A 23,668-nucleotide genomic window follows, 5' to 3' on the forward strand; every position below is an offset into this window, starting at 1 on the left:
CAGTGGTTTGACTCATTTCTATTGGTGGCCAGAGGCAAAATCTTAATCATGGTCAATCGACCGGACATGATATGACATCAGAAAACTAATAATTTGGCACACTAAGTACGGAAGAGCCAACATAGTTCCCTTAGCTAAGTCATCTAAATTTTTCGCCTATCTACCTAAAGGCATAAATCCGGGAATTGAGTGCAGGCTTTGGGCTAACTTACTTAAAGCGCTATCTGCCTTGTCCGCAGGTTCTACAGCATATTCATATCAATAGCGATATAGCGTCAGGTTGTTGAAACTGCGCTGCGTACCAGATTCGTGTCATAAATCGATCGAGTATCTGCTCCACATCCTCAAAGTTTTCGAGAAAAAACTCCACCTCATAAATAATTGCAGTCTTATCATAGGATGTGATTTTGATCTCTGGTTCTGGTTCCGCTAATATTCCTTGTGGTGATTTGCATTAAACAGTCTTAATCTAGCTTCTTAGTAGGCAGGCATCTTGCCTGGCCAATAATCACAATCAGTGAGAACAGCTCTGAACATTCTACTTGTAGATCAATCGGCCTTCGATCTGGCTGTTGAGATTTTGATGATGGCTAAAGTATTCTTCAAGGATATTCTGGCAGGATGTTGAAACTACCTTTGGGTTGTCTAATTTTGTCAATTCTTCACTTGTTAGACCTAGACTGTGTAGTGAATTTTTGTAAGGATATTCTTCCACACAGATAGTGTAATGAGCATCTGCTTGTACAGGTTGTCCATTAATTCTCAAAGATTCAAGCTGATTTTGGGAATTATTGTAAACTGTCTGAATACCTTTGCTGACCTGAAAACAACAACTTTCACCAGGTATTCTGTTTTCCAGTCTCATAATGTGTGCGAATATCTGGGTGAGCTGTACGCCAGTAACTTTAAGTTTATAAAGTACATCGTCGTAAGGAAAAACTTCTTTAAGATCGCTCAGTGTAACTAGCGGGCCTAATTTTGTGCGACGGATTGAACCACTTCCTATCAGAGCTACATCCAAGCTATCTAGTTGGGCAACAATATCAACGATTAAGTTACCCAATTCCGTTTCTTCTTCACGATTAGGATGGGTCAGTTTATGTGCTAAGCGACCAATCAATCGATTATATTTGCGATCGACTTCTTCTTGGAAAGTCGCAATCAGCTTTTCGATTTCTGCATCTGGCTGGGCCAGATTATTATCTACAGGTAGAAGTTGCCACTTCCATTCAACAATGCTGTTAGTATCGTCATCCACTACAATATCGAAACGTCCAATTTGGTCTGTGCCAATTCCAGCTTGTGCGATCAGAATATTGTTAACTTCGGCTGGTTGTTCTAAAAATGTATGAGAGTGTCCGCCAAGGATCATATCCACACCCCATTCAGGGTTTAGCATTGCTGCTAGTTTTTTATCCTCTTCAAAACCGATGTGAGTTAGCAGAATTGTTAGGTCAATGTCCTCGTTTTTGTAAGCGTCGCAAATTTTACCCACTTCTGAGGCGGCATCTTCAAGACTTATAAATGTGCTAATACTGAGATCGCGTTTTAAGGACTTAAGAACTTCTTCAGTTACAATTCCGATGAACATAATATCGAATCCATCTACATTGAGGATGACATATGGATTCATCAAGCGTTTATTGTACTTTGTGATATACAAGTTGGCATTCACGATGGGAAAATTTGCCATCTTTTCCAAAAATAGTAAGTGAGACAACCCATAATCCAATTCGTGATTCCCCAGAGTCACTACATCTGGAGCGAGGTAATTCATAATTTCTATAGTTGAAATACCTCTATATTCCTTATCAATGAGAGAACCCTGCACCATGTCACCTGAAATGACAAAAAGCACGTTTTTCTCTTCCTGGCGAACTTTATTGATATAGCCGGAAAGCAGCGACACTCCACCAATGAGATGACCCTCTTCACCTCCAGCCTCTGCCAAAAAGTCTCCGTGCATATCATTGGAATGCAAAATCGTGAACTTTTTAAACCGCTCTGTGGTCGTCATTATTTTTTACCTTTGTGAAACTAACACGTTTAATTTTGCCTATTCGGTTCAGATACCGGACTTCTCTAAGAAGTTGGATATCTCGCCTTCACGAAATCTCGGCGGTTGTGAATAGCTGCTTCAAATCTTCAACGAAACTGGTGAAAAATTTGCCATTGTCAACCTGCAACGCTACCCAGGCATTTGCTCCTGTTTTCGGTGCAGGGCGACTATCAATTGATGTCTGTCCCAGGGTCCACTCTCCCTTTGTTTCAACCCGGACTTTTGCCCTTTTCAACATCAAAGTTTCTGGATAAAATAGGTATCCCAAGGTGGCTGCATCATGGACAAGAAAACCTGGAATTCCTGCTGTTTCTCGATAACCCAAGGCTGTGCCAATCATGAACTCACAAAGAGCTATCAAGAATTGAGAAAGTTTACTCTCTGGATTCGCCTGAGTGACGGCCTGAGTCATATCTCGTGTGAAAATTAAGTGGCGCGTTACGTCTAGCGGCATCACGACAATATCATCTCGGCTGTCAAATACTGTCTGAGCAGCTTCAGCATTAAACCAAATATTGAATTCGGCATGGGGAGTCACATTACCGGAACAGAAAAAAGCACCTCCCATGATGACAATTTCCTTGGCTTTTTTGAGGATGCCAGGACTTTTCGTTTCCGCCGCAGCTAGGTTTGTTAGGGGGCCGATCGCTACAATGGTAATTTCCCCGGGATCTGCGTTTAGCTCATCGATGATGATTTCGTCGGAGTAGCGAGCATCCTCAAAATTATGGATGGGTGGGGGTAAAGTATGAGACAGATTGCCCATCCCATCCGCCCCGTGAATATGTCCGGCATCTTCCACAACTTGTTTGATGGGGACACCGCGACCAACTGTAATGTCTGGGAACCCTGCTAAATTTAAAATCTGCGACGCACTAGAAAAGGTGCGTTTAGCCGCCACATTGCCATCTGCGGAAGTAACGGCGACAAGTTCAGCAAGTCCTTGTTTGACCAAGCTCAGAAGCCAAAGGAAAGCATAAATATCGTCTCCGCCCGGATCGGTGTCGAGAATGATTCTGGGATGAGTGAGTTGAGTTGTCATAGGATAAGGTTCCTCAAGTAAGAGATTATTGTATAAAAGTCCGATCGAGATTAGTATTAGTATCAAGGTTGCGATCGCTCTTCAAGTCAGCAGCAGCACCTCAATAAATCGATTCCAAGTCAACGGCTGTCCTCCTGTTTGCTCTTGCAAAAATGTAATTTCATCCTCAGACAGAGGTGGCTCTCTCAAACTCGCCAGCGCCGTATTCATCTCCTTCATACTGATGGCATCATCTGCATCGACATCAATTGGTAGGAAATAGGTGACAAATTCTGTGTATCTCGACATCAGCCGTTGATGCCGCAACATCAATTCGCCAAATTCCTCAAAGTTGAGCGCGCCACTGCCATCTTTATCCATGCACTTGAATAGATAGGTCAGTTCACCTTCAGAGAGGACTTTTCCTGCCTGATGCAGGTGAGTTGCAAGCTCCTAGGTTGAGAGGAACCCACTGCGATCGCGATCGATTGCATCGAAGATGTAGCGTAAATCGCCTTTAATCGCAGGAGTTGCCTGCTCAAACAAGATGTTGCGTTGCTGTCCCTGAAGTGCGGCTCTGAGTTGTTGCCGGAAGCTAGCAATAGTTTCCTTGGCTGCACGGAACCGCTGTCGATGTTCCTCTGGACTCGCCACTGTATGCAGCACCACGGGTACGAGTGAAGGTAGCGATCGCTGCAAGATCAGAAAACACCCAATCGTCACAATGGAAAAAGGCACAGACAAAAGGGGTAACTTGAGCAGCGAGAACAGGGGGGCTAGGAGAATGCTGGCGATCGATGCCAAGAAAGCACAGATCAGACCTATCGAAATGCTGAGACGGTTTGGCGTGTAAAACACTCCCCCAATTGCCGTCGCGGTGAGAGCTGCATTGTAGCCCCACAAACCTGTATACAGTTCATCCGGCTTGGCTCCCAGCAGCAAACCGGCTAGCAGGTACATGGCGCAACCGAGCAACCCCACCACTGCCCCAATCGGGGTACAGATGGCAACGCCTAGGACGACTAGCACAACGGAAACAAGCTTGTCTGAGAAAAAGACCTGCGCCAGACCGAGCGGCAGCGATTGTACCAAGCGAAATCCGTCAATTGTACCTGCTGGAAAAGGAGGTGGCGGCGGCCCCAGATCGAAGAAGGGTTGGGGTACAAATGCCAGCAGAAGTAAAAATGGCAGCATCACCCCATTAAATGGGATGCCCAGTGGAGCCACTCTGAACCGGGTGGCAAACCACGTCCCTACTGTTTCCATCACCACCGCTGTGAGAGCAGAGAGGATAATGGTGGCGATCGCCCAGACGGGATTCCAGGCTCCATTACCAAACCCCCCAAAGAACGCCATAGCCGCACCAACGAGCATTCCATTCAACCCGAAGATCCCATTCTGGATGGCGCCTGGATTGGCTTTGAGGGCGATCGCCGTTAGCGTTGCGCTGGCAGTCCCAACTAAGCTCATGCCCCCCAGCCAGGGAGACTGAATGAACATAGCAGCGAGGATTAGCAATCCACTCAAAGGGTTGTTGACGAAAATGACCTGACTAATTCCCCGCAAAGTGGCGTTGATGAAATCCAGCAGGGGTTGATTTGCGAGGCGCTGATTGAGGGCTTGCATTGTACCCAACCCCGCTAGAAGTCCCTTCGGCTTCTGGAATGAGGGTTCCGGTGCTAAAATCCGCGAAATAAGTTCATGTAAGGGTAATGGCTCGTCGGTTGTGGTGGCCATAGAATGAGCGTTGCTTATTGGTTTGTCGGTTTTGAGCAAATAAATTAAAGGGGTTTTCCGCCTCAATGCAGTGGTTTAAGGCGTAATCTTTAAATTTGCCAAATTCCACCCAAATTACAGATAACGCAATAGAAACCATAGCATAGGGCAGGGCAGCGATCGCAGACATACCGTATTTTGCTGTCATTCCATCAAAGCCTGTTACCAGTTCATTGAGCAAGGCAACAACTTCTTGAGCGGACATTGTATGTCTCAGAAATTAAAGAGTAATCTCTCACCATTAGTAGCGATCGCCTTTCAGTAAGCCAAAGCTTTTCTACTAAAATGGTGACGACCATTTTAGTAGAAAACAGACAAAAAGGTCATAAAAAAGCTGCCATCAATTTATTTATTTTTGACCTCCTCTTCCAAAGACTTATACTTCGAGCCATCCGGCATAACAGCACCTGTGAGAAAAGCACCACTCAGGTCAGAAATGCTAACTTTAGCACCTTTTAGATTTGCACCACTTAGGTAGGAACTCTTCAGGTTAGCACCACTCAAACTAGCATTCGTCAAATTGACGCCGCTCATATTTGCGTTACTCAAGTCCGCACAAATTAAATTAGCGCCGCTGAGGTTGGCACTACTGAGATTAACCTGACTCAAGCGAGCAAAACTCAGGTTGGCATCACTGAGATTAGCACCACTCAATTTAGCCTGACTGAGGTTAGCATTATTCAGGTTAGCGTGGCTCAGATTGGCACTACTGAGGTCGGATTCACTCAATTTGGATTCACTCAGATTTGCACTAGGGAGATTGATTGCTACCAACTCTGCACCAATAGCATCTACGCCTCTCAGAGAAACACCATCTTCATTCAAATCTTGGAGTGCCAGAATTCTTGCATAGCTAACTTTTACGCCGTGTGCTGCATCAACTATACTCCAAGCTTGGTAATGAAATTGCTTCCGGCGATCGGGCGCTTCCTTAATGAATAAAATTAAAGCAACGACCATACTAAGAGCATCAACACTCTGCAAAATCTCTCCAATAAGAGAATTATCATCCGCCGCCACATAAATTATGATGAACAGAACTGCTGAAACACTAGCCACTAACCACGCGGGTTGTGTCCAGAAATTATCAACGAATTTTTCTAAAATTCCTTTGAGAGCTTCACCCAATTGCTTAACGAATGATTTACCCTGAAATTGCTGATAACTATCAGTTATTTTCGAGAGCGTTTTTTGGATAATTTCACCATCCAACTGAATTGATACTAAAGGCTTTTTCTGTTGCTCGGTTTGCGGCGCGATCGGCTTAGATTCGTTGAGTAATTGTGTCTGTGATTCTTGTGGGTGATGGTGGGTGACATCTTTTTTATCTAGGACAACATTTGGTGAAGAATCTGCACCTGAGTCTTTTAACATCAAACCTGTAATTGCTCTGTAGGCATCTGTCCACGCCAGCTTTACTTCGGGAGTCCAATCTTCTTGGAGATACTGCTCAAAAGCCATCAGCAGTGCGTCTCCAACTGGCCCATAATATTTGGGAATTACCCCATAGCCGATGTGTCTGCCTCCCAAGGCGTTGAGAACTGGCCCTAAAGCTTCGGGAGAGCGGAGATTTTCTACTACCAATACCAAAGCATTTATGAGCTTTTTCTGTTGTTTTTCTAGCTCAATGTTGGCAAACAGTGGTTTAAATTCTGGGTGAGCGATGAAGAGGTTTTCGTAAAAGCTAGCGGCAAATTCATCAGCACGAGGTTTGATTTTATCGAAACTGCTTTCCAGTACCTCTACGGCTAACTCTGGCTCTTTTTGCGGAACTGATTCTAGTTGGTGATTAGCTGCTATACTTACCTGTTTATCGGGAATAATCTCTGTTTCTAATTGAACTTCTTTAGGTGTAGTTTCTACACCTGCGCCTTTTAACATCAAAGCAGTAATCGCGCCGTAGGCATCGATCCATGCTTGTTTGACTTCAATAGTCCAATCTTCCTGAAGATACTCCTCAAAGGTCATTAGTAGTGCTTCTCCAACTGCCGGGTAAGAATTGGCGATCGCTCCATAACCCACGTGTCTCCCTCCCAGTGCGTTTAGAACCGGCCCTAAAGCCTCTGGGGAACGAAGATTTTCTACTACCAAAACCAGAGCATTTATCAGCTTTTTCTGTTGCTTTTCCATCTCGGTATTGGCAAACAGTGGTTTCACTTCTGGATAAAGTTTAAACAGGTTGTCGTAGAAGGTAGTGGCAAAATCATCAGCACGAGGTTTGATTTTCTCGAAACTTTGCTCTAAAAGTTCAACATTTAAAGACATATTGTTGTTTCTCTCTTGAAATTTGACGATCCCTTGTCTTTAGACAGGGTTTTTTAACTATCCCCGGATCTGATTAATGCTTTTGATAGAGTGTGTGGAACCTGAGAGTTTCTTTGCTGACCCTAGGGCCAGATATTACAAACTTAAATTTTCCAACTCTTGCCGCAGGGTAGCCATAAACTCCTCTGCATCGTTGATGCCCATTTCTCCTAAAGCTTTCCACTCTTCACTGGTGTAATCTAAATCTAGTCCCATCACGTCTTGAGTCCAATAGGGCAAATTAGATGGGTTTTCCATTAGGTCACAGGTTATTTTTAAGATTTCTGTTCCGGTCGTCTTTTGTCTAGCTTTTGTCGCCAAGCAAAAGGAGAGCAATTTAGCCAAATTACTTTGTGGTGGAATGGCTATTAGAAATGCCATATTTTGTGCGAGTACAAACTTGTCTAACTTCATTGGATATTTTCTTCTTGCTAGTTTTAAGGCACTCACGCAACTATTTTAACCGCTAAATTAAAATAACAGGACTTACGCTGCATTCCTTCTATTATTACACTATCTATAGTAGTGTGCAACCTAAGCAGCCTGCAAGTAAAGTCTGTGCGTAAGTCCTAACCAATTTATATTACTACCTCACAATTCAATTTTTTTCTTCTAGATATCTAATTGTTACAGTTGTTTATCATACCCATCTTGGTGGAAAATTTTATCTGCATGAGAGTTGAGGTGGGGATTACAAGTGATAAACTCTTCAATGTCGTATTTGATTGTGTTGCAAATAGCATCAAGAGGCAAGTCGTTGGTATCGTAACCAAACGGGTTTTCTATTTCAAGACCAATTTCTTCAATTCCAAGTAACGTAAAAGTAATCAAACTAACAAATATGCCTGTCCCCCATCCCAAATCTTTAACTAGCTGAAAAGGTAATAACAGGCAGTAAATTAATAACAGTTGCTTGAGATGAATGGAATAAGCTAGGGGGAGGGGCGTTCTTAAAATGCGTTCGCAGTGTCCTACAGATTCCATCATACTTTTCACAGTAGTTTGCAGAAAAACTACATGACTGTAATGTAAGACAGCGTTACCACGTTGATACTGCTGTTGTAGATAATCTGCTATCCAAAAGACTATCTGTAGCGGTGGATTGTGGATCGTTTTTAGCTGCAAATACTGAGATCGAGACATCAATTCTTCTAATTCGCTATTTACAGGTTCTGACCTAAGATACAATTTACACGCTACGGGGAAAGCAGCTACGAGGCGAATGACTGCAATTCTTTTGGCTCGATCTTCTGGTTCAATGTCGTTCATCATTGCCCCAATTTGCCAAACCATGTTACGGGCGTCGTTGGCTAAATTTCCCCATAACCTACGACCTTCCCAAAACCGTTCGTAAGCGGTATTAGTTCGGAAAACCAGTAATAAGCCTAAGACGATGCTGGGAATAATACTTCCCAAAATAGGTTGGGATACAGGGAGTTTGAAATAGTAAAGTACGGAAACAATAAAACTAAACAGACCAAACCCAATAACTCGTTGATAAATGGCTAAAATAACGGAGCCTCTGAACTGGAAAGCAAGTCTAAACCAGTTTTGAGTTTTTGTTTTCATAATTCCAAAAGTTTATTTTTAATAAAACTATATTTTATTAAGTTTATTTGATGAGTCAACTCGATGATTAGTTGTATTTCCCGGATAATAAATTAATGATTATCGTCATCCCTAAAAGCACCGCTTGCGCCACGCAAGTAGTGGCGTAAGCTAACAGCCTTACTCTTGCATTCCTGCATACAGCAGTCGGACAAATAAGCGGACACCATCATCATTTTTCAATGTTGCATATGATGGAGCTTCACTGTTACCGATCGCGCGCAAATCGGAGAGTAGTTCGGGATGGAACTGGCAAGTAAACGAGCGTCGAATCTTCTTAGTTTCAAAGTCTTTGTAGTTAATGCACGTTGCTGAACATTCGGTAACTATTTCACCATCTTCCTCTGCTGTTGAACAAAGAATTTCAATGGCGTCGGGCAGTTGTATTAGCCAACTCAGAGAACTACCAGCGATGATGTGCCGATAGGGAACGATAGCGTCATGAATACTGCGGAAAGCCCAGTTGGCAAACAATATTGCTTCTTCGTTGACCTCATCCGAATGAAACATCGAAATTGATACTCTTGCTTCATATTGAATTGTTGTATCAATCACGCCTTCATGGCTGTCGGCTGTGACATCATGAGCATGAATAATTTCCCAAGGAATACCTAAAGCATCGCCGTCGGGAGACTGATAAGGCAACAACACACGATCGCCAACTTCTTTTAATTCATTTCGCGTCACGGCAAAATGCTCGTCATTCCAGCCATTCGCAACCACTCGTCCATCACGCTTTTTGACTTGGAGTGTCTTGCCCATTGCTTCGATGCGCTGGCAGACTTCTTGCAACGATCTGAGTGCTTTACTCTCCTTATCGCGTTCTAAAGATGTCATATCGAGGACTTGTTTGACTGCACGCCGGATGAGTCGGATGTGACATTCAGCAGCTAGTTGGTGTCCTACACAGATAAAGATGGCGGGGGCGCTGGTGGGCGATCGCGAAATCAGCAATTTTTCCACTAATGCAAACATATCCTCTCGCGGACAGGCCGGACTTGTCCAGGTGGAGGCATCGTATGTTGATGGATCGCCACCTTCGACTACCACTGCATAACCAGAGTTAATTGCGGGAACAACTATTTCTGGATCGAGGACTCCGGTTGACCAAACAGGTAGTAATACTGAGTCCATATCGGCGACTTTCTGAGCAATGTAGGCGACATTTTTGGAAGCCCGAACATCTTCGCCAAGAGCGTTAAGGCCTACGTGTTCCCAAGGTTCGATGATAGTTATACAGTTGCGTAACAAATTGGGATGCAACAGTAGAAACTCCAAGTCTGACTGTGAATTAATCACTTTTTCTAAAGGCTTGGCGTGTCCCCACTCAAAAATGCCGTCGCTGGCAAATAGTTGTTTTTCTACCAAGGGGTCTTCTGAGGTTCTATCGGCTAAAAAACGACCTAACAAAATATGTGCTGATTCAAAATCCGATCTGCCTTCATGCAAGTAGCCAGGAGTGAGTCGCCAATCGGTTGTTGTGGTTTGATTATTAAATTTGATAGCTTCTACCATTTTTTCTCTACACTTTGTAATCCGAAAGTAATAAGTTGATTAGTTTGATTATGTCTTTATCCCATGTTCTTGGGATTTTAACCAGTTAGTCAGAGCAATAGCTGTTGATGTAACAGCAGATCCCGCCCTGACCCGGAAAATTACAATCAGACAGGAATCTTGTGATCCCCGTGATAATAAACCTTACCATAGTCGTCGAGATTAAGGAAGTAATCGGTGGCGACTAAGCGCTTATCGTCTTCGGTTAGCTATATCAAATGCGCTCCAGCGTTTTCCTCCAGGTTGCCGATGACTAATATTCCAACGATAGTATTTCTGGTCAAGCTTGCGATTTTTGCCAGAGAGCGTTTCCTCGGTAGATGTAAATAAAAGGGTAGAGTTGGTTTTCGGTTGTGAAATTTCCTATGTTTTGTGCCTTGACTACCCCTACCCTAAGCAAAGATATGATGGCTTATTGAGTCCAAGTTTAGATTTGAGCAACGTTAAGGTTGGCAACCAAGCCATAGGTCACACTACGAGAACTGTTTCACCGCGTTCCAAGTGCGGTACAGTTTTGTCTTCGTAGAACCGGGCAAGGGCGAGAGTAAACTTGGGCAATCTTTTCGCCAGCCGGAGGTGCTTTGTTATGTGAATGCAACATTTCCTCGAACCCTTCGTAGCCCAGTGCTAGACGCAGCAAATTTAGGTTGCGACCCGCAAAAATGCCAAAGGATGTGAGGTCAACATCCAGAACTACTGCAAAAATGTTGCGTTCGTTACTGGTACTTTCACCGTGCCGAATAAAGTAGACACGTCCTAGCTGTTCTGCATTGAATTCTTTTGCTGAAGCTGCAGAAGTTGTTGTGGCTGCATCGTGGAATTTACTTGTAACTTCGATCGCTCCATTTTCGGTACTTTCTACGTGGTCATCTAAGTTTCTAGTGTTCCTTATTTACTTTCACTACGCCTTAAACAGGATTGAGATTCTTTTCCAAAATTGAAGTTTCAGACTTTTAAGTCACACGAGTTAACGACCAAAGCACTCTGCTACGAAAGCAAGGTCAAAGACCTTGCTGAGTGTAGTTCTGAGCCAAACCCCTCAGAGTGTAGCAACACTCACTAATTGCTCAGGAGCGATCGCACAACTGACAACATGAAAACTACCCAAATATTCAACGGATCAAGGGTAATATTTTTAGATAAAGAAAGCCCAGCTCGCTCTCCCTCTCCTACACCAACAGATTCTTGAGATGGGCAGCAGCTTAAGAGTGAGTTTAGGGGATCGATCGTGCATCTAACTAATAAGTTTTGTGCAAAACCCGGCCTGTACTTGGAGAATTATCACTTTTGCACCTGCATAACAGCCAAAAAGATTGTGCTAGAATCCATCAATACGTAGTCGTAGGTTGGGCACAGGCCGAGAAGAGCAATCTTCTTGCAGTCTAGGGGAGGTTGTAGGTCAGCCACCATTTGGGTCTTCCCAGTTGAAAGCCATCCTGCAACGGCAGCCTAGAATCTGCAACCGCTTTTCCAGTGCGGCAGAGCGGTTGGGAGTGTCACGCTAGAATAAGCAGTACGAGTAGGGACTTAGGCTCAGCCCTGTCCCTACGAGAACAAAAACGCTCGTTGTGCGAGCGTGACCTCGAAACGGGCACTTAGCAGCAGGTGATGGGAATAAATCATGTTTGAACGCTTCACAGAAAAAGCAATAAAAGTAATCATGTTGGCCCAGGAAGAAGCTCGCCGCCTGGGTCACAACTTCGTAGGGACAGAACAGATCCTCCTGGGTCTGATCGGTGAAGGAACCGGGGTTGCAGCTAAAGTCCTCAAATCAATGGGGGTCAACCTCAAAGACGCTCGGATTGAAGTGGAAAAAATCATCGGGCGCGGTTCCGGCTTCGTAGCAGTAGAAATTCCGTTCACCCCCCGCGCCAAGCGGGTTCTAGAACTATCCCTAGAAGAAGCTCGCCAACTCGGACACAACTACATCGGCACCGAACACCTGCTGCTGGGCCTGATCCGCGAAGGTGAAGGAGTAGCGGCTAGAGTCTTAGAAAATCTGGGAGTAGACTTGTCGAAAGTCCGTACCCAAGTTATTCGGATGCTGGGAGAAACCGCAGAAGTCGCAGCCACTGGCGGCGGCGCTCGCACCAAAACCCCAACCCTCGACGAATTTGGAGCCAACCTCACTCAAATGGCGGTCGATGGCAAACTAGACCCAGTAGTCGGACGCCAAAAAGAAATCGAACGGGTAATTCAAATCCTCGGTCGCCGCACCAAAAATAACCCGGTGCTAATTGGCGAACCCGGAGTTGGTAAAACCGCGATCGCCGAAGGTCTCGCCCAACGCATCGCTAACAACGACATCCCAGACATCCTTGAAGAAAAGCGCGTCGTTACCCTCGACATCGGCTTGCTGGTTGCCGGGACGAAATACCGGGGCGAATTTGAAGAACGCCTCAAAAAAATCATGGACGAAATCCGCACGGCGGGTAACGTGATTTTGGTGATTGACGAAGTACACACTTTGATCGGTGCAGGTGCGGCTGAAGGGGCGATCGACGCAGCCAACATTCTCAAGCCAGCCTTGGCAAGAGGCGAGCTCCAGTGTATCGGTGCTACCACCCTAGACGAGTACCGCAAGCACATCGAGCGCGATGCAGCCCTAGAACGGCGCTTCCAGCCCGTCATGGTCGGCGAACCCACCGTTGACGAGACGATCGAGATTCTCTTCGGCTTGCGAGAACGCTACGAACAGCACCACAAGCTGAAAATCTTGGATACAGCCCTCGAAGCTGCAGCCAAACTCTCTCACCGGTACATCTCCGACCGCTTCCTCCCAGACAAAGCAATTGACTTGGTAGACGAAGCTGGTTCTAGAGTCCGCTTGATCAACTCCCAACTGCCCCCCGCAGCCAAAGAACTTGACAAAGAACTCCGCCAAGTCCTCAAAGATAAAGACGAAGCGGTGCGTTCTCAAGACTTTGACAAAGCCGGCGAATTGCGCGATCGAGAAATGACGATCAAAGCCGAAATTCGCGCTATTTCCCAAGCCAAAAAAACCGACTCGGCCCGCACCGGCGAAACAGACCCATCGCCAGTAGTCACCGAAGAAGATATCGCTCAAATCGTGGCAAGCTGGACGGGCGTCCCGGTTAACAAACTGACCGAATCCGAATCCGAAAAGCTGCTGCACATGGAAGATACCTTGCACCAGCGCTTGATCGGACAGGAAGAAGCAGTGAAAGCCGTTTCCCGCGCCATCCGTCGCGCTCGCGTCGGCTTGAAAAATCCCAATCGCCCGATCGCCAGTTTCATCTTCTCCGGGCCCACCGGCGTCGGCAAAACCGAACTCACCAAAGCCCTAGCCGGCTACTTCTTCGGTTCCGAAGACGCGATGATTCGGCTGGATATGTCGGAGTACATGGAACGGCACACCGTCTCCAAACTCATCGGTTCTCCTCCAGGCTACGTCGGCTACAACGAAGGCGGCCAACTCACAGAAGCAGTCCGCCGCCGTCCTTACACCGTCGTGCTGTTCGACGAAATCGAAAAAGCCCACCCCGATGTCTTCAATATGCTCCTGCAAATATTGGAAGACGGCCGCTTAACAGATGCCAAAGGTCGCACCGTAGACTTCAAAAATACGCTGCTGATTATGACCTCAAACATTGGTTCTAAGGTGATTGAAAAAGGCGGCGGCGGTCTCGGTTTCGAGTTCAGCGACAACCAAGCCGATGCTAATTACAACCGCATTCGTTCTTTGGTTAACGAAGAACTCAAAAACTACTTCCGTCCCGAATTCCTCAACCGACTCGACGAAATTATCGTCTTCCGTCAGTTGAACAAGGAAGAGGTCAAGGAAATCGCGGTCATCATGCTCAAAGAAGTGTTCGGTCGTTTGACAGAACAGGGAATCACCCTGGAAGTGACCGAAAAATTCAAAGAACGGCTCGTAGAAGAAGGCTACAACCCGAGCTACGGAGCCCGACCCCTGCGCCGCGCCATCATGCGCTTGCTGGAAGACAGTTTGGCTGAGGAAATCCTTTCTGGCCGCATCAAAGACGGCGACACCGCTGTTGTGGATGTGGGCGAGGACGGAATTGTTAAGGTGCTGCAAGGTCAAAAGCGGGAATTGCTGCCCCAAGGCGCTGAGTAAGATTGAGTAAGTGCGATCGCGAGTTAAGTTTGGAAATAACCCATCTCGCAGTCGCAAACAACTCAAAATCCTCACATAAAAAAGGTAGAGAATTTAAATTCTCTGCCTTTTTTATGAGTTAATATCAAGAGTAGACTTATTGCATAAATCTTTGATTGATAGGGAAACCACAGATGCAACGCAGATGCTTTTCAAGATTGTTTGCGAATGCCTGCACTGCACGTCTAGTAATTAACAGTGACATACTTCAATGGTAAGCTGTACTGCATTTAAATTGTATATTTTGGGCTGGTTCGCGTGCCCAGCCCGCTCATTGTTTGAGTATTTTTTGAGATGCAATTTAAATGCTGAGCGAGCTTAATCAGATAATTAATGGCAACTATTTAGCGAGGACTTTCATGACATCTGAAAAAAATAAGTTGGGTACACAAGTAGCAGAAAATCCGCCTGAAAGCTGGTGGCAGAAAGCGTGGAAGTCGCAGCGAGAAAATCTTCAGATAGTGATTATTGCTTTGAGTTTAGCAATAGTGATTCGAGCCATGGTCGCCGAACCGCGCTACATACCCTCAGATTCTATGGTACCCACTTTGCACGTGGGCGATCGCGTCGTAGTCGAAAAAATCTCCTACTACCTCGAACCTCCAAAAACTGGCGACATCGTAGTATTTACTCCCCCGGAAAAGTTGCAAGAAGAAGGCTTTACCCAAGACCAAGCATTCATCAAGCGGATAATTGGCTTACCGGGTCAAACCGTCGCCGTTAAAAAAGGTTTAGTTTATCTCAACGACAAACCCCTCGTTGAAAAATATATTGCCGAAGCTCCTAAATATCAGTGGGGGCCTTATCGCGTCCCAGAAAATGAATACTTTGTGATGGGAGACAACCGCAACAACAGCAACGACTCCAGCAGGTGGGGATTTTTACCTAAGCAGAACATCATTGGCCGCGCTGTAGTGCGGTTTTGGCCTCTAGAACGCATCGGGGAAGTTTGAAGTCAGTTGACAGTTGACTGTTGACAGTTGACTGTTGACTGTTGACTGTTGACTGTTGTCATCGCAAGCCCCATGCCCCATTTCCAATGCCCAATGCCCAACGCCCCATTCCCATGCCTAATCCTGTACGGAAATTTCTACTTATTCTTGTGCCTTAAGGGGTAGGGACTTCCTCCGGCAACTGATAAAATGGTACAAAAAGCACCGGGATTTCTCGCCTAGATCAAAATTAGTAGAATATTAAAAAATTAGGAAAGCTATGGGATTTTTTGATTCAGAAATTGTTCAGCAAGAAGCCAAGCTGTTGTTTGAAGACTATCAATCTCTCATCAAACTAGGTGGCAATTACGGGAAATTCGATCGCGAAGGCAAGAAAATGTTCATCGCTCAGATGGAATCAATGATGGAGCGCTACCGTATTTTTATGAAGCGCTTCGAGCTGTCTGAGGACTTCATGGCTCAGATGACTGTAGAGCAGTTAAAAACACAGCTCAATCAATTTGGCATCACGCCCCAGCAGATGTTCGATCAAATGAACTCAACGCTGGAGCGGATGAAATCTGAGCTGGAAAAACAGTCTTAGTGTCAGAAGGAAGAAGGAAGAAGGAAGAGGGAAGAAGGAAGAAGGAAGAAGGAAGAGGGAAGAAGGAAGAAAAAGAAAGTATTCCCAATGCCCAATGCCCAATGCCCAATGCCCAATGCCCAATGACTAATGACTGATAATTAAGGCCGCTCAAAAGATGAAGGAGGTTTGAAACTTTCTGCGGGAACACCTTCCAAAGCTTGGCTCATAAAATCACGCCAAACAGGGGCGACAATAGTACCACCAGTAGCACCGTAGCTCATCGGTCTATAATTGTCGTTGCCCATCCAAACAGCCACGGACAACTGCGGTACGTAACCCACAAACCAGATATCCCGTTCTGAAGAAGTTGTACCAGTTTTCCCAGCAGCCGGCCGCCCAAGTTGAGCCGCCCTTGCCGTTCCGCTGGTAATTACCCCTTGCAGGGCGCTGTTGACAGATGCCGCAGCCCAGGAATTGAGAACTAATTTGGGTTTAGGCGTATTGTCGAGCAAGACGTTGCCGCTGCTGTCAGTTACTTGCACGATAAACGTGGTGTCAGAATGCCAGCCGTTGTTGGCGAAGGTAGCAAAAGCTCCGGCCATTTCTAAAGGAGTGAGGTCAACGGCACCCAAGGGCAAAGAAACCACCGGTTCCATCGGACTTCTGATGCCGAGTACGCGGCAAATCTCAATCACTTTATTCAATCCGACTTCTTGGCCAAGCTTGACGGCGGGAATGTTCAGAGATACTTCCAAAGCTCTGCGGATGCTGACGGCACCGGAGAAGCCGCCACCGTAGTTTTGAGGGTAGTAGTAGCCGTCGCCGTCGCGGTAGCCGACAGGGGAGTCGTAGACAACTGAATCCGGGCCGTATTTGCCGCTAGCAAAGGCAGCGTAGTAGATAAAAGGTTTAAAAGAAGATCCGGGCTGGCGGCGTGCTTGAATGGCGCGGTTAAACTGACTCTTTTCGTAATCGACGCCGCCCACCATTGCTTTGACGAAGTGGGTGCGGGGATCGACGGCGGCTAGGGCAATTTGACCTTCGTCGCGATCGTAAAACAGCCCTTGGTAGTAAAGCCGATTGTGCCACGCTTTGACTGTTTCTTCGGCTATGCGCTGCATTTTGAGGTCGATCGTGGTTTGAACGCGCATTCCTCCCTTAACCACGGCATCTCGCCCGAAACGCCTAGTCAGTTCCTGGACTACGGCTTGTGTTACGTAAGGAACTTGAGAGCCGCCAAAAGAGGTAATTTTGCCTAGCTTAATTTTTTCCCGGCGGGCCGCAGTCTCTTGGGCCGGCGTAATCCATTTAAGATCCTTCATGCGGTTTAAAACGATTTCCTGCCGCTCTTTTGCCAACTTGTAATTGACGAAAGGACTGAATTCTTCGGGGGCAGAAATTAAGCCGGCCAGCATCGCTGCTTCTGAAAGAGTCAAATTACTTGCTGACTTGTTGAAATAGCTTCGAGAGGCTGTCTCTACGCCGTACAAGTTGTGACCTAAGTAGATTTGATTCAGGTATAGTTGCAGAATTTGGTCTTTGTTGAGAATTTGCTCCAAGCGGATAGACATTACCGCTTCAGCTACCTTGCGACTAAATTTTGACTGGGGAGAAAGAAACAGGTTCTTGACTAGCTGCATAGTCATAGTCGAGCCGCCTTCCACGGTTCGACCTTTCTCTAGGTTGACTATGAGAGCTCGGGCTATCCCGCCGGGGTTGATGCCTTTGTGGGTGAAGAAGTTGCTATCTTCGATCGCCAGAACGGCTCGTTTCAGGTTCGGGGAGATTTGGTTAAGGGGTACGACATCCCGGTTGGCTTCGTCGTGGATGCTGGCTAGGGGCTTGCCGTTGATGTCGTAAATGTGGGTAGTTTCTGTGGGAGAGTAGGTTTGCAAGATCCGAACATCTGGCAAATTGCGGAAGCTGATCGCTAAGCCAACCAGTCCACCAGCGACTACGGAACTGGCAAGCATTGTCATGCTGAGTATGGTTCCGGCGGTCACTTTACTGACTGACTGAACAAACTCGAATACGGGGGCTGAGTTTTCCGTGTTATTGCGGACTGCGTTGGTTGACACGTGGATTTCACTTCCTCACTCGATTTGGGGTTTAAGACTTTTAATTTTAGATGCGAACCCTAGAGACTGTCAGCTAATGAAAGCCGGTCAGCTTTGGGATTATAGTAGCTTGATAGTTATGTTTTTATTCGTCAACCAGTGAGTGTAACTAATTCTGCTGCACTTTGGCAAAATATGATGGACGATCGCTCCCCGATGATAACTCCTAACCTTTCAGCGCTTTACCGCGGCGTCAGCGAGATTTTTCCAGATCGACCTGATTCTAGCAACCCTGACGAAAATTTAGCCCAACTGCTGGCAAAAGTCGATCGACCTTTGCGCGTCAAACTCGGAATTGACCCGACAGGGAGTGACATTCACTTGGGCCACAGCATTTGCGTCCGCAAGCTGCGAGCTTTTCAGGATGCCGGTCACACAGCCGTACTGCTGATCGGAGATTTTACCGCAAGAATTGGCGATCCGACAGGGAAATCCGAGATGCGAACCCAGTTGACGGCCGAACAAGTGGCGGAAAATGCCAAGACTTATTTAGACCAAGTGCGTCCGATTCTAGATTTTGACACACCCGGACGTTTGGAAATTCGCTACAACTCCGAGTGGTTGTCGAAATTGGACTTGGCGAAGGTTTTGGAACTGCTGAAGACTATGACGGTGCAGCAGATGCTCGCTAAAGAGGGATTTGATAATCGGATGCAGCAGGAGAATGCGATTTATCTGCATGAGTTTCTGTATCCACTCATGCAGGGCTACGACTCGGTGGCTTTGGAAGCGGATGTGGAGTTGGGCGGAACAGACCAAAAGTTTAATATTGCGGTGGGCAGAGATCTGCAGCGCCATTTTGGGATGAAACCGCAGTTTGGTTTGCTGATGCCGATTTTGATCGGGACTGACGGGGTGCAAAAGATGTCGAAATCTTTGGGCAATTATGTGGGTTTGTCGGAAGACCCGCTGACTATGTATTCTAAGTTGGAGAAAATTGCTGATAGTTCGATCGCCCAGTATTTTGAACTATTGACAGATTTGCCAGTTGATGAATTGCCAGAAAATCCGCGAGAAAAACAGAAACTTTTGGCTGTGGATGTGGTGCGCCAGTATCGGGGGCAGGAAGCAGCCGATCGCGCACAACAAGATGCAATGGCGCTGGTTAAAGGTGCTGCTGGACAAGCTGATGCAGTGCCCGAGTTTTCTTTGGCAAACGTGCAGTTTCCGGCTAAGTTGTTTTATATTCTGAGTGCTAGCGGGCTTTGTAAAAGCAGCGGTGATGCCAGGAAGTTGATGCAGGGCGGCGGGGTGAAGTTGGAGGGCGATCGGGTTTCTGATGTTAACCTTACTTTTGAATCACCTGCTGATTTATGCGGTAAGGTTTTGCAGGTTGGCAAGAATAAGTTTGTTCGTTTGGTGTCTTGAATCTCTTTTTTAACCGCAGATGAATACTGAAGATGAACGCTGATAATCGAATTATTGTTGCTTTGGATGTTTCCAGTCAAGAAGAGGCGATCGCACTTCTGGACAAACTCCCGCAAGTATCTTTTTGGAAAGTGGGTTTGGAACTGTTTGTGAGCTCCGGGCCGGGGATTTTGGAAATTTTAAAACAGCGGGAAAAGCGGATTTTTCTCGATTTGAAGTTTCACGATATCCCGAATACTGTAGTTGGTGCTTGTCGGGCTGCTGCTAAGTATAATGTGGATTTATTGACTATCCATTCTACTTGTGGTAAAGATGCTTTGAAAGCGGCACAGTTGGCTTTGACTGAAGGGGCGGCGGCTGTGGATAAACCGAGTCCTAAGTTGATTGCAATTACTCTATTGACGAGTTTGAATTCGCGACAGTTGGCTTTTGAGTTGAAAATACCTTTGGAGTTGCCAGAATATGCTTTGCACATGGCATTGTTGGCTAAGGAAACGGGTTTAGCTGGGGCTGTTTGTTCTCCGCAAGAAGTGGAACAGTTAAGAATGAGTTGCGGGGATGATTTTCTGTTAGTTTGTCCCGGTGTGCGTCCGAAATGGGCTGAGGGAGGGGATCAAAAGCGATCGATGACTCCAAAGGCGGCTTTGAAAGCTGGTGCGGATTATCTGGTGATTGGGCGGCCGATTACTGCTGCAGACGATCCGGTGGCGGCTTTTGGGCGTATTTGTGAAGAGATTGAATAACAATATGAATGTTTTTTAAACCGCAGGTAAATACAGATGAACACAGAGAAAATTTCATCAGCGTTTATCTGTGTTTATCTGCTGATATCTGCGGTTGCAACTCCGACTTTGGCAGTTAATTTGGTGACCAATCACGCTAACAGTATAAATGCCAGTCGGTATGATTTGTTAGCGCGATCGCCCTGTCCCGCTGAGTTAGAAATTTTGGTCGCTCGCCTGTTGCAAGATTTGCCGAGTTATGCTAACCGCGTAATTGTGCGATCGCACTTTTCTTCTAACAAAAACACACCGTCCGGTTACGCGCTGCCTCAAATAATTTTAGCCGGCCGCCCGGAGTTTGAACCGCTACCTTTAAATTTTGAAGATGCAATTCCTGAAAATGCCCGTCAAGTTTTTATTACTACTTTGGAACGGCAGTATCGCGGGGGAGAACGAGTTGAATTTCAGCAATATCATTGGCTGTTTTTCACTAAAACGGAGAACGGCTGGGAGTTGGCAAAAATCGTTTCTCGGTTTGGTACTGCGGCGGATATTCGTCCTTTATTAGGTCAAGATAGTGAAAGCGAAATTGCTGAGGCTATTCGTTTGTGGTTGCGCGATTGTCAGGCAAAAAATAAGTTGTCCCGCAACTAAATTGTATTTTTGGGCGGGCGAGACGCCCACCCCACATGAAATATTGTTTATTGTGGAACAGGCATCTTGCCTGTTCCTGAGAGAAAATAATTTTATTGTGGAACAGGCATCTTGCCTGTTCCTGACAGAGGTGCAAGAAAATCCACGAATTTTCGGTTGAGCGATTTACCGTGGGGGGCGGGTTTACGAGATTATCTGTTTTAGGCAATTATTGTTCGTGAAACCCGCCCATACAAAGCACAAAGAAAAAAATATTAGAATTGCTATTTTAATTCATCCAATTTAGCCTTGATAGCTTGCATATCTTGCCACATATACCATTTCGGAGTCTCCGGTTCTCGGGAGGGGTTTCGCAGCAAGTAAGATGGGTGGAAAATTGGCATACACAAACGATTTTCCCATTCAATCCATTGACCTCTGATTTTACTAATGGGCCGCTTGTCGCTTAGCAAACCTTTGAGGGCTGTTGCACCAGTTAATAAAATAATTTTGGGGTCTAAGATGCGGATTTGTTCGAGCAAGTAAGGTTTGCAAGCTTCGATTTCTTTTGCTGTCGGAGGGCGGTTGTTGGGAGGGCGACATTTGATGACGTTGGCAATGAATACGTCGGTTTCTGCACTCAATCCCACGGATTCTAAAATCTTATCTAACAGTTGGCCCGATCGCCCGACGAAGGGCAATCCGGTTTCATCTTCGTTTTGTCCGGGCGCTTCTCCCACAATCAAAATTGAGGCTTGAGGATTGCCGCGCCCGATGACAGCGTGAGTGCGCGTATTGCCCAATTCGCAGCGGTAGCAGCGGTTGCAGTGCTCGCCGATTTGTTCCATATTTTGATAAGTGCCGGGAGGGATGGGAATTTTGGCATTTGCTGGTATTGAGTCTGTTTGAAAAGTGGCACTTTGATTGTTGTCAAAAAGGCTCAGTTGCAAGTCGCTGGACATACATTTTACAATTAGGGAGAGATTTTGGAGTCTAGAGTTTATAGTTTAGATCGGGTTTGGTGATTTGAGATTGGCTAGATGCTTGTATGGGGTGCTGTCGATTCCCTACGGGATAGCTACGCTTCACGCACAATCTCCAATTAACACTGGCACAATCTCCAATTTTTTGGTTGAGCTCGTACAGGCAAAAATATGTTCTCTAACCCGTTTTTTGACGATCGCGCCGATGCAGGCGAAAAACTGGCCGAGGCAGTTGTGGGCGAGCTCGGCAAGTTGAATTTAACGGCACAGGAGGCTGTGAAACCGATTGTTTACGCCTTGCCGCGCGGGGGTTTGCCCGTTGCTGTGCCGATTGCGCGCCGCTTGGGCTGTCCTTTGGATGTGGTTGTCGCCAAGAAAATTACTCGCCCAGATAATTTAGAATTGGCGATCGGGGCTGCAACTGCTGACGGTCACGTCCTCTGGGAAAAGCAAAAGCTGCTGAATTGGCGCTTGCAAAAATCCGCCCTGCCCCGGGCTCAAAATAATGCTCAATCTCTGCTGGCAGATTTGTCTCCTGGGCGCCCAAATATCAGCGCGGCGGGGGCTTTGGCGATTTTGGTAGATGACGGCATTGCTACGGGGATGACGATGGCTGTGGCGGCTAAGGCTTTGGAGTCGCAGCAACCGATGGCTTTGTGGATTTGCGCGCCTGTCGCCCCGGCAGATTTGATGGGATTTTTGGCCCAGATGGGCGATAAGTTGATCGTTCTGGAGACTCCTCACCCTTTTTACAGTGTCAGTCGCTTTTATGGGCAATTTCCGCAGGTTGAGACGGCGGAGGCTTTAAGGTGTTTGCAGCAACAAACTGAATGGCGATCGTAGGTTAAGCTAGAAGGCTAAATCTAAAAGCTCGATCGCTAAAACATGAGACCTTGGCAATATTGGTTGGACACTTTGATTCTGTCTACTCAGCACAATCCGCCTCGCTTTGTTGAGCTGGTAATGTTAACTTTGGCGATGATGTTGCTCGGGCTGTGGAGTGTAACATTGCAGTGGCAGTATTTAACGCTGTCTCTGAGTTATATAATTGGTTCGTCTTTTTCAATTTTGGTGCGGGAATCCCTCGGCCCACGGCCTCAATTCCAACTAACTCATCTGACAGCATTGTTGTTATTAATTATCAGTTTTTATAGTTTTGCTGAACTGATTAGATAGTTAAGGCTGTTTTGATTTGTAGACGCGGGTTTGACAATGTGATTGCGAAGGTGGTGAAGCAATTGCATAACTTATATAGCAATCCTCAGCGGGTTGTGAACTAGATGTTTTTTTGAACGAACCGCGAAGACGCGAAGGACGCGAAGGAAAGATCGAGGGTTCACAAATCATTAGCCATCATCCTACATTCTAATGGGATTGATGTAAAATTATGCGGTTCCCGGCAGGATCGAAGGCATAGATTTCTAGACCGTGAGAAGCTTTGATAATTTCTCCGTTGGGCGGATAACCTAAAGCCCAAATTCTGGCGATCGCAGTTTCGATATCGCTGACTTCCAAACACAAACTGATGCCTGTTTTGGCTCGATTTGCAAATTCCGCTTTGTGGGAATCTTTTGGTTTGAATATGCCGAGTCTTAAGCCGGGGAGTTGAAATTCAGCATAGGTATTGGGAATATAAGGGTTTGGTTCTATGTCGAGAAATTTGGTGTAAAATTTAACGAGAACTTCCTTATCAAGGTCGGCTAAAGTCACTAGGGCGGCGCTGTATTGGAAACTCATATAAATTGGTAATGGGGAATTGGTAAGGGAAAATTGATAATATTATAACTTTCTATAGCGTTCCTAATTGAGTTGTGAACACTAACCATACATATAAAGTTTGGGAAATCCAAATATTTGACGATTCAGA

General features: G+C 46.1%; 21 protein-coding genes. 9 read left to right on the plus strand and 12 right to left on the minus strand.

The annotated features are described in order from the left end of the window. Window positions 1-538 precede the first annotated feature (538 nt). From QUA47_RS24920 to QUA47_RS24960, 9 genes are all read right to left on the minus strand, one after another. A complete protein-coding gene (locus tag QUA47_RS24920) occupies window positions 539-2,017 on the minus strand; it encodes a bifunctional UDP-sugar hydrolase/5'-nucleotidase (RefSeq protein WP_333432732.1) in 1,479 nt (492 codons plus the stop codon). An 88-nt stretch (window positions 2,018-2,105) separates the two neighbouring features. After that, entirely contained in the window at window positions 2,106-3,101 is a 996-nt protein-coding gene (locus QUA47_RS24925; RefSeq protein ID WP_333432733.1) for a nucleoside hydrolase, read from the minus strand. A gap of 81 nt (window positions 3,102-3,182) precedes the next feature. Then, window positions 3,183-3,518 (minus strand): EF-hand domain-containing protein, encoded by a 336-nt coding sequence (locus tag QUA47_RS24930; RefSeq protein ID WP_333432745.1) that lies wholly within the window; start codon window positions 3,516-3,518, stop codon window positions 3,183-3,185. A gap of 15 nt (window positions 3,519-3,533) precedes the next feature. Next, entirely contained in the window at window positions 3,534-4,817 is a 1,284-nt protein-coding gene (locus QUA47_RS24935) for an urea transporter (RefSeq protein WP_333432734.1), read from the minus strand. Further along, window positions 4,780-5,061 carry a hypothetical protein gene (locus tag QUA47_RS24940; protein ID WP_333432735.1) on the minus strand — a complete coding sequence of 94 codons (282 nt, stop codon included), beginning with the start codon at window positions 5,059-5,061 and terminating at the stop codon, window positions 4,780-4,782. Before QUA47_RS24940 ends, QUA47_RS24935 begins: the two co-directional genes overlap by 38 nt. A 140-nt stretch (window positions 5,062-5,201) precedes the next feature. Then, window positions 5,202-7,121, minus strand: a complete 1,920-nt coding sequence (locus QUA47_RS24945) for a pentapeptide repeat-containing protein (RefSeq protein WP_333432736.1) — start codon at window positions 7,119-7,121, stop codon at window positions 5,202-5,204. Between the two features lie 135 nt (window positions 7,122-7,256). Next, window positions 7,257-7,574, minus strand: a complete 318-nt coding sequence (locus QUA47_RS24950; RefSeq protein ID WP_006632595.1) for a hypothetical protein — start codon at window positions 7,572-7,574, stop codon at window positions 7,257-7,259. 213 nt (window positions 7,575-7,787) lie between these two features. Further along, window positions 7,788-8,729, minus strand: coding sequence for a bestrophin family ion channel (locus QUA47_RS24955; RefSeq protein ID WP_333432737.1), 942 nt, complete (start codon window positions 8,727-8,729; stop codon window positions 7,788-7,790). Window positions 8,730-8,888: 159 nt separating this feature from the next. Beyond that, the gene (locus QUA47_RS24960) at window positions 8,889-10,283 is read right to left on the minus strand and encodes a hypothetical protein (RefSeq protein WP_333432738.1); all 1,395 of its coding nucleotides are present in this window, start codon (window positions 10,281-10,283) and stop codon (window positions 8,889-8,891) included. Window positions 10,284-11,943: 1,660 nt separating this feature from the next. On the opposite strand from QUA47_RS24960, the gene QUA47_RS24965 reads away from it, so the two are divergent. The 4 genes from QUA47_RS24965 (at window position 11,944) to QUA47_RS24980 (ending at window position 16,133) form a co-directional block, all read left to right on the plus strand. After that, the gene (locus tag QUA47_RS24965) at window positions 11,944-14,421 is read left to right on the plus strand and encodes an ATP-dependent Clp protease ATP-binding subunit (protein WP_006632591.1); all 2,478 of its coding nucleotides are present in this window, start codon (window positions 11,944-11,946) and stop codon (window positions 14,419-14,421) included. 398 nt (window positions 14,422-14,819) lie between these two features. Continuing rightward, window positions 14,820-15,413 carry a signal peptidase I gene (gene lepB / locus QUA47_RS24970; protein WP_333432739.1) on the plus strand — a complete coding sequence of 198 codons (594 nt, stop codon included), beginning with the start codon at window positions 14,820-14,822 and terminating at the stop codon, window positions 15,411-15,413. A gap of 259 nt (window positions 15,414-15,672) precedes the next feature. Beyond that, entirely contained in the window at window positions 15,673-15,996 is a 324-nt protein-coding gene (locus tag QUA47_RS24975) for a DUF1825 family protein (protein WP_190661255.1), read from the plus strand. Continuing rightward, window positions 15,996-16,133 carry a hypothetical protein gene (locus QUA47_RS24980; protein WP_333432740.1) on the plus strand — a complete coding sequence of 46 codons (138 nt, stop codon included), beginning with the start codon at window positions 15,996-15,998 and terminating at the stop codon, window positions 16,131-16,133. Before QUA47_RS24975 ends, QUA47_RS24980 begins: the two co-directional genes overlap by 1 nt. Before the next feature lie 3 nt (window positions 16,134-16,136). Here QUA47_RS24980 and QUA47_RS24985 read toward each other — a convergent pair whose 3' ends face one another. After that, complete coding sequence (locus tag QUA47_RS24985; protein ID WP_333432741.1) at window positions 16,137-18,056, minus strand: transglycosylase domain-containing protein; 1,920 nt, start codon at window positions 18,054-18,056, stop codon at window positions 16,137-16,139. Window positions 18,057-18,230: 174 nt separating this feature from the next. On the opposite strand from QUA47_RS24985, the gene tyrS reads away from it, so the two are divergent. Genes tyrS through QUA47_RS25000 form a run of 3 tightly spaced genes read left to right on the plus strand, consistent with a single transcriptional unit; the run spans window position 18,231 to window position 20,839 of the window. After that, entirely contained in the window at window positions 18,231-19,463 is a 1,233-nt protein-coding gene (tyrS, locus tag QUA47_RS24990) for a tyrosine--tRNA ligase (RefSeq protein WP_333432746.1), read from the plus strand. Between the two features lie 32 nt (window positions 19,464-19,495). Beyond that, the gene (gene pyrF / locus QUA47_RS24995) at window positions 19,496-20,206 is read left to right on the plus strand and encodes an orotidine-5'-phosphate decarboxylase (protein WP_333432742.1); all 711 of its coding nucleotides are present in this window, start codon (window positions 19,496-19,498) and stop codon (window positions 20,204-20,206) included. Between the two features lie 36 nt (window positions 20,207-20,242). Continuing rightward, the gene (locus QUA47_RS25000; RefSeq protein WP_333432743.1) at window positions 20,243-20,839 is read left to right on the plus strand and encodes a hypothetical protein; all 597 of its coding nucleotides are present in this window, start codon (window positions 20,243-20,245) and stop codon (window positions 20,837-20,839) included. Between the two features lie 263 nt (window positions 20,840-21,102). Here QUA47_RS25000 and QUA47_RS25005 read toward each other — a convergent pair whose 3' ends face one another. Next, entirely contained in the window at window positions 21,103-21,780 is a 678-nt protein-coding gene (locus QUA47_RS25005; RefSeq protein ID WP_190733770.1) for a uracil-DNA glycosylase, read from the minus strand. A gap of 192 nt (window positions 21,781-21,972) precedes the next feature. On the opposite strand from QUA47_RS25005, the gene QUA47_RS25010 reads away from it, so the two are divergent. Both QUA47_RS25010 and QUA47_RS25015 read left to right on the plus strand, forming a co-directional pair. Then, the gene (locus QUA47_RS25010) at window positions 21,973-22,644 is read left to right on the plus strand and encodes a phosphoribosyltransferase family protein (RefSeq protein WP_333289087.1); all 672 of its coding nucleotides are present in this window, start codon (window positions 21,973-21,975) and stop codon (window positions 22,642-22,644) included. Window positions 22,645-22,707: 63 nt separating this feature from the next. Then, window positions 22,708-22,977 (plus strand): hypothetical protein, encoded by a 270-nt coding sequence (locus QUA47_RS25015; protein ID WP_333432744.1) that lies wholly within the window; start codon window positions 22,708-22,710, stop codon window positions 22,975-22,977. Window positions 22,978-23,166: 189 nt separating this feature from the next. Here the strand turns inward: QUA47_RS25015 and QUA47_RS25020 are convergent, their stop codons facing one another. Then, on the minus strand, window positions 23,167-23,538 hold the full coding sequence (locus QUA47_RS25020; protein ID WP_333215687.1) for a VOC family protein: 372 nt from the start codon (window positions 23,536-23,538) through the stop codon (window positions 23,167-23,169). Window positions 23,539-23,668: the final 130 nt, after the last annotated feature.

The sequence above is a fragment of the Microcoleus sp. MON2_D5 genome, assembly GCF_036701905.1.
GTDB lineage: Bacteria > Cyanobacteriota > Cyanobacteriia > Cyanobacteriales > Microcoleaceae > Microcoleus.

What these genes read in the sequence shown, in the direction of transcription:
- QUA47_RS24920 (WP_333432732.1), bottom strand. Translation starts at nt 2,017, where the DNA reads ATGACGACCACAGAGCGGTTTAAAAAGTTCACGATTTTGCATTCCAAT.
- QUA47_RS24925 (WP_333432733.1), bottom strand. Translation starts at nt 3,101, where the DNA reads ATGACAACTCAACTCACTCATCCCAGAATCATTCTCGACACCGATCCG.
- QUA47_RS24935 (WP_333432734.1), bottom strand. Translation starts at nt 4,817, where the DNA reads ATGGCCACCACAACCGACGAGCCATTACCCTTACATGAACTTATTTCG.
- QUA47_RS24940 (WP_333432735.1), bottom strand. Translation starts at nt 5,061, where the DNA reads ATGTCCGCTCAAGAAGTTGTTGCCTTGCTCAATGAACTGGTAACAGGC.
- QUA47_RS24945 (WP_333432736.1), bottom strand. Translation starts at nt 7,121, where the DNA reads ATGTCTTTAAATGTTGAACTTTTAGAGCAAAGTTTCGAGAAAATCAAA.
- QUA47_RS24950 (WP_006632595.1), bottom strand. Translation starts at nt 7,574, where the DNA reads ATGAAGTTAGACAAGTTTGTACTCGCACAAAATATGGCATTTCTAATA.
- QUA47_RS24955 (WP_333432737.1), bottom strand. Translation starts at nt 8,729, where the DNA reads ATGAAAACAAAAACTCAAAACTGGTTTAGACTTGCTTTCCAGTTCAGA.
- QUA47_RS24960 (WP_333432738.1), bottom strand. Translation starts at nt 10,283, where the DNA reads ATGGTAGAAGCTATCAAATTTAATAATCAAACCACAACAACCGATTGG.
- QUA47_RS24965 (WP_006632591.1), top strand. Translation starts at nt 11,944, where the DNA reads ATGTTTGAACGCTTCACAGAAAAAGCAATAAAAGTAATCATGTTGGCC.
- lepB (WP_333432739.1), top strand. Translation starts at nt 14,820, where the DNA reads ATGACATCTGAAAAAAATAAGTTGGGTACACAAGTAGCAGAAAATCCG.
- QUA47_RS24975 (WP_190661255.1), top strand. Translation starts at nt 15,673, where the DNA reads ATGGGATTTTTTGATTCAGAAATTGTTCAGCAAGAAGCCAAGCTGTTG.
- tyrS (WP_333432746.1), top strand. Translation starts at nt 18,231, where the DNA reads ATGATGGACGATCGCTCCCCGATGATAACTCCTAACCTTTCAGCGCTT.
- pyrF (WP_333432742.1), top strand. Translation starts at nt 19,496, where the DNA reads ATGAACGCTGATAATCGAATTATTGTTGCTTTGGATGTTTCCAGTCAA.
- QUA47_RS25000 (WP_333432743.1), top strand. Translation starts at nt 20,243, where the DNA reads ATGAACACAGAGAAAATTTCATCAGCGTTTATCTGTGTTTATCTGCTG.
- QUA47_RS25005 (WP_190733770.1), bottom strand. Translation starts at nt 21,780, where the DNA reads ATGTCCAGCGACTTGCAACTGAGCCTTTTTGACAACAATCAAAGTGCC.
- QUA47_RS25010 (WP_333289087.1), top strand. Translation starts at nt 21,973, where the DNA reads ATGTTCTCTAACCCGTTTTTTGACGATCGCGCCGATGCAGGCGAAAAA.
- QUA47_RS25020 (WP_333215687.1), bottom strand. Translation starts at nt 23,538, where the DNA reads ATGAGTTTCCAATACAGCGCCGCCCTAGTGACTTTAGCCGACCTTGAT.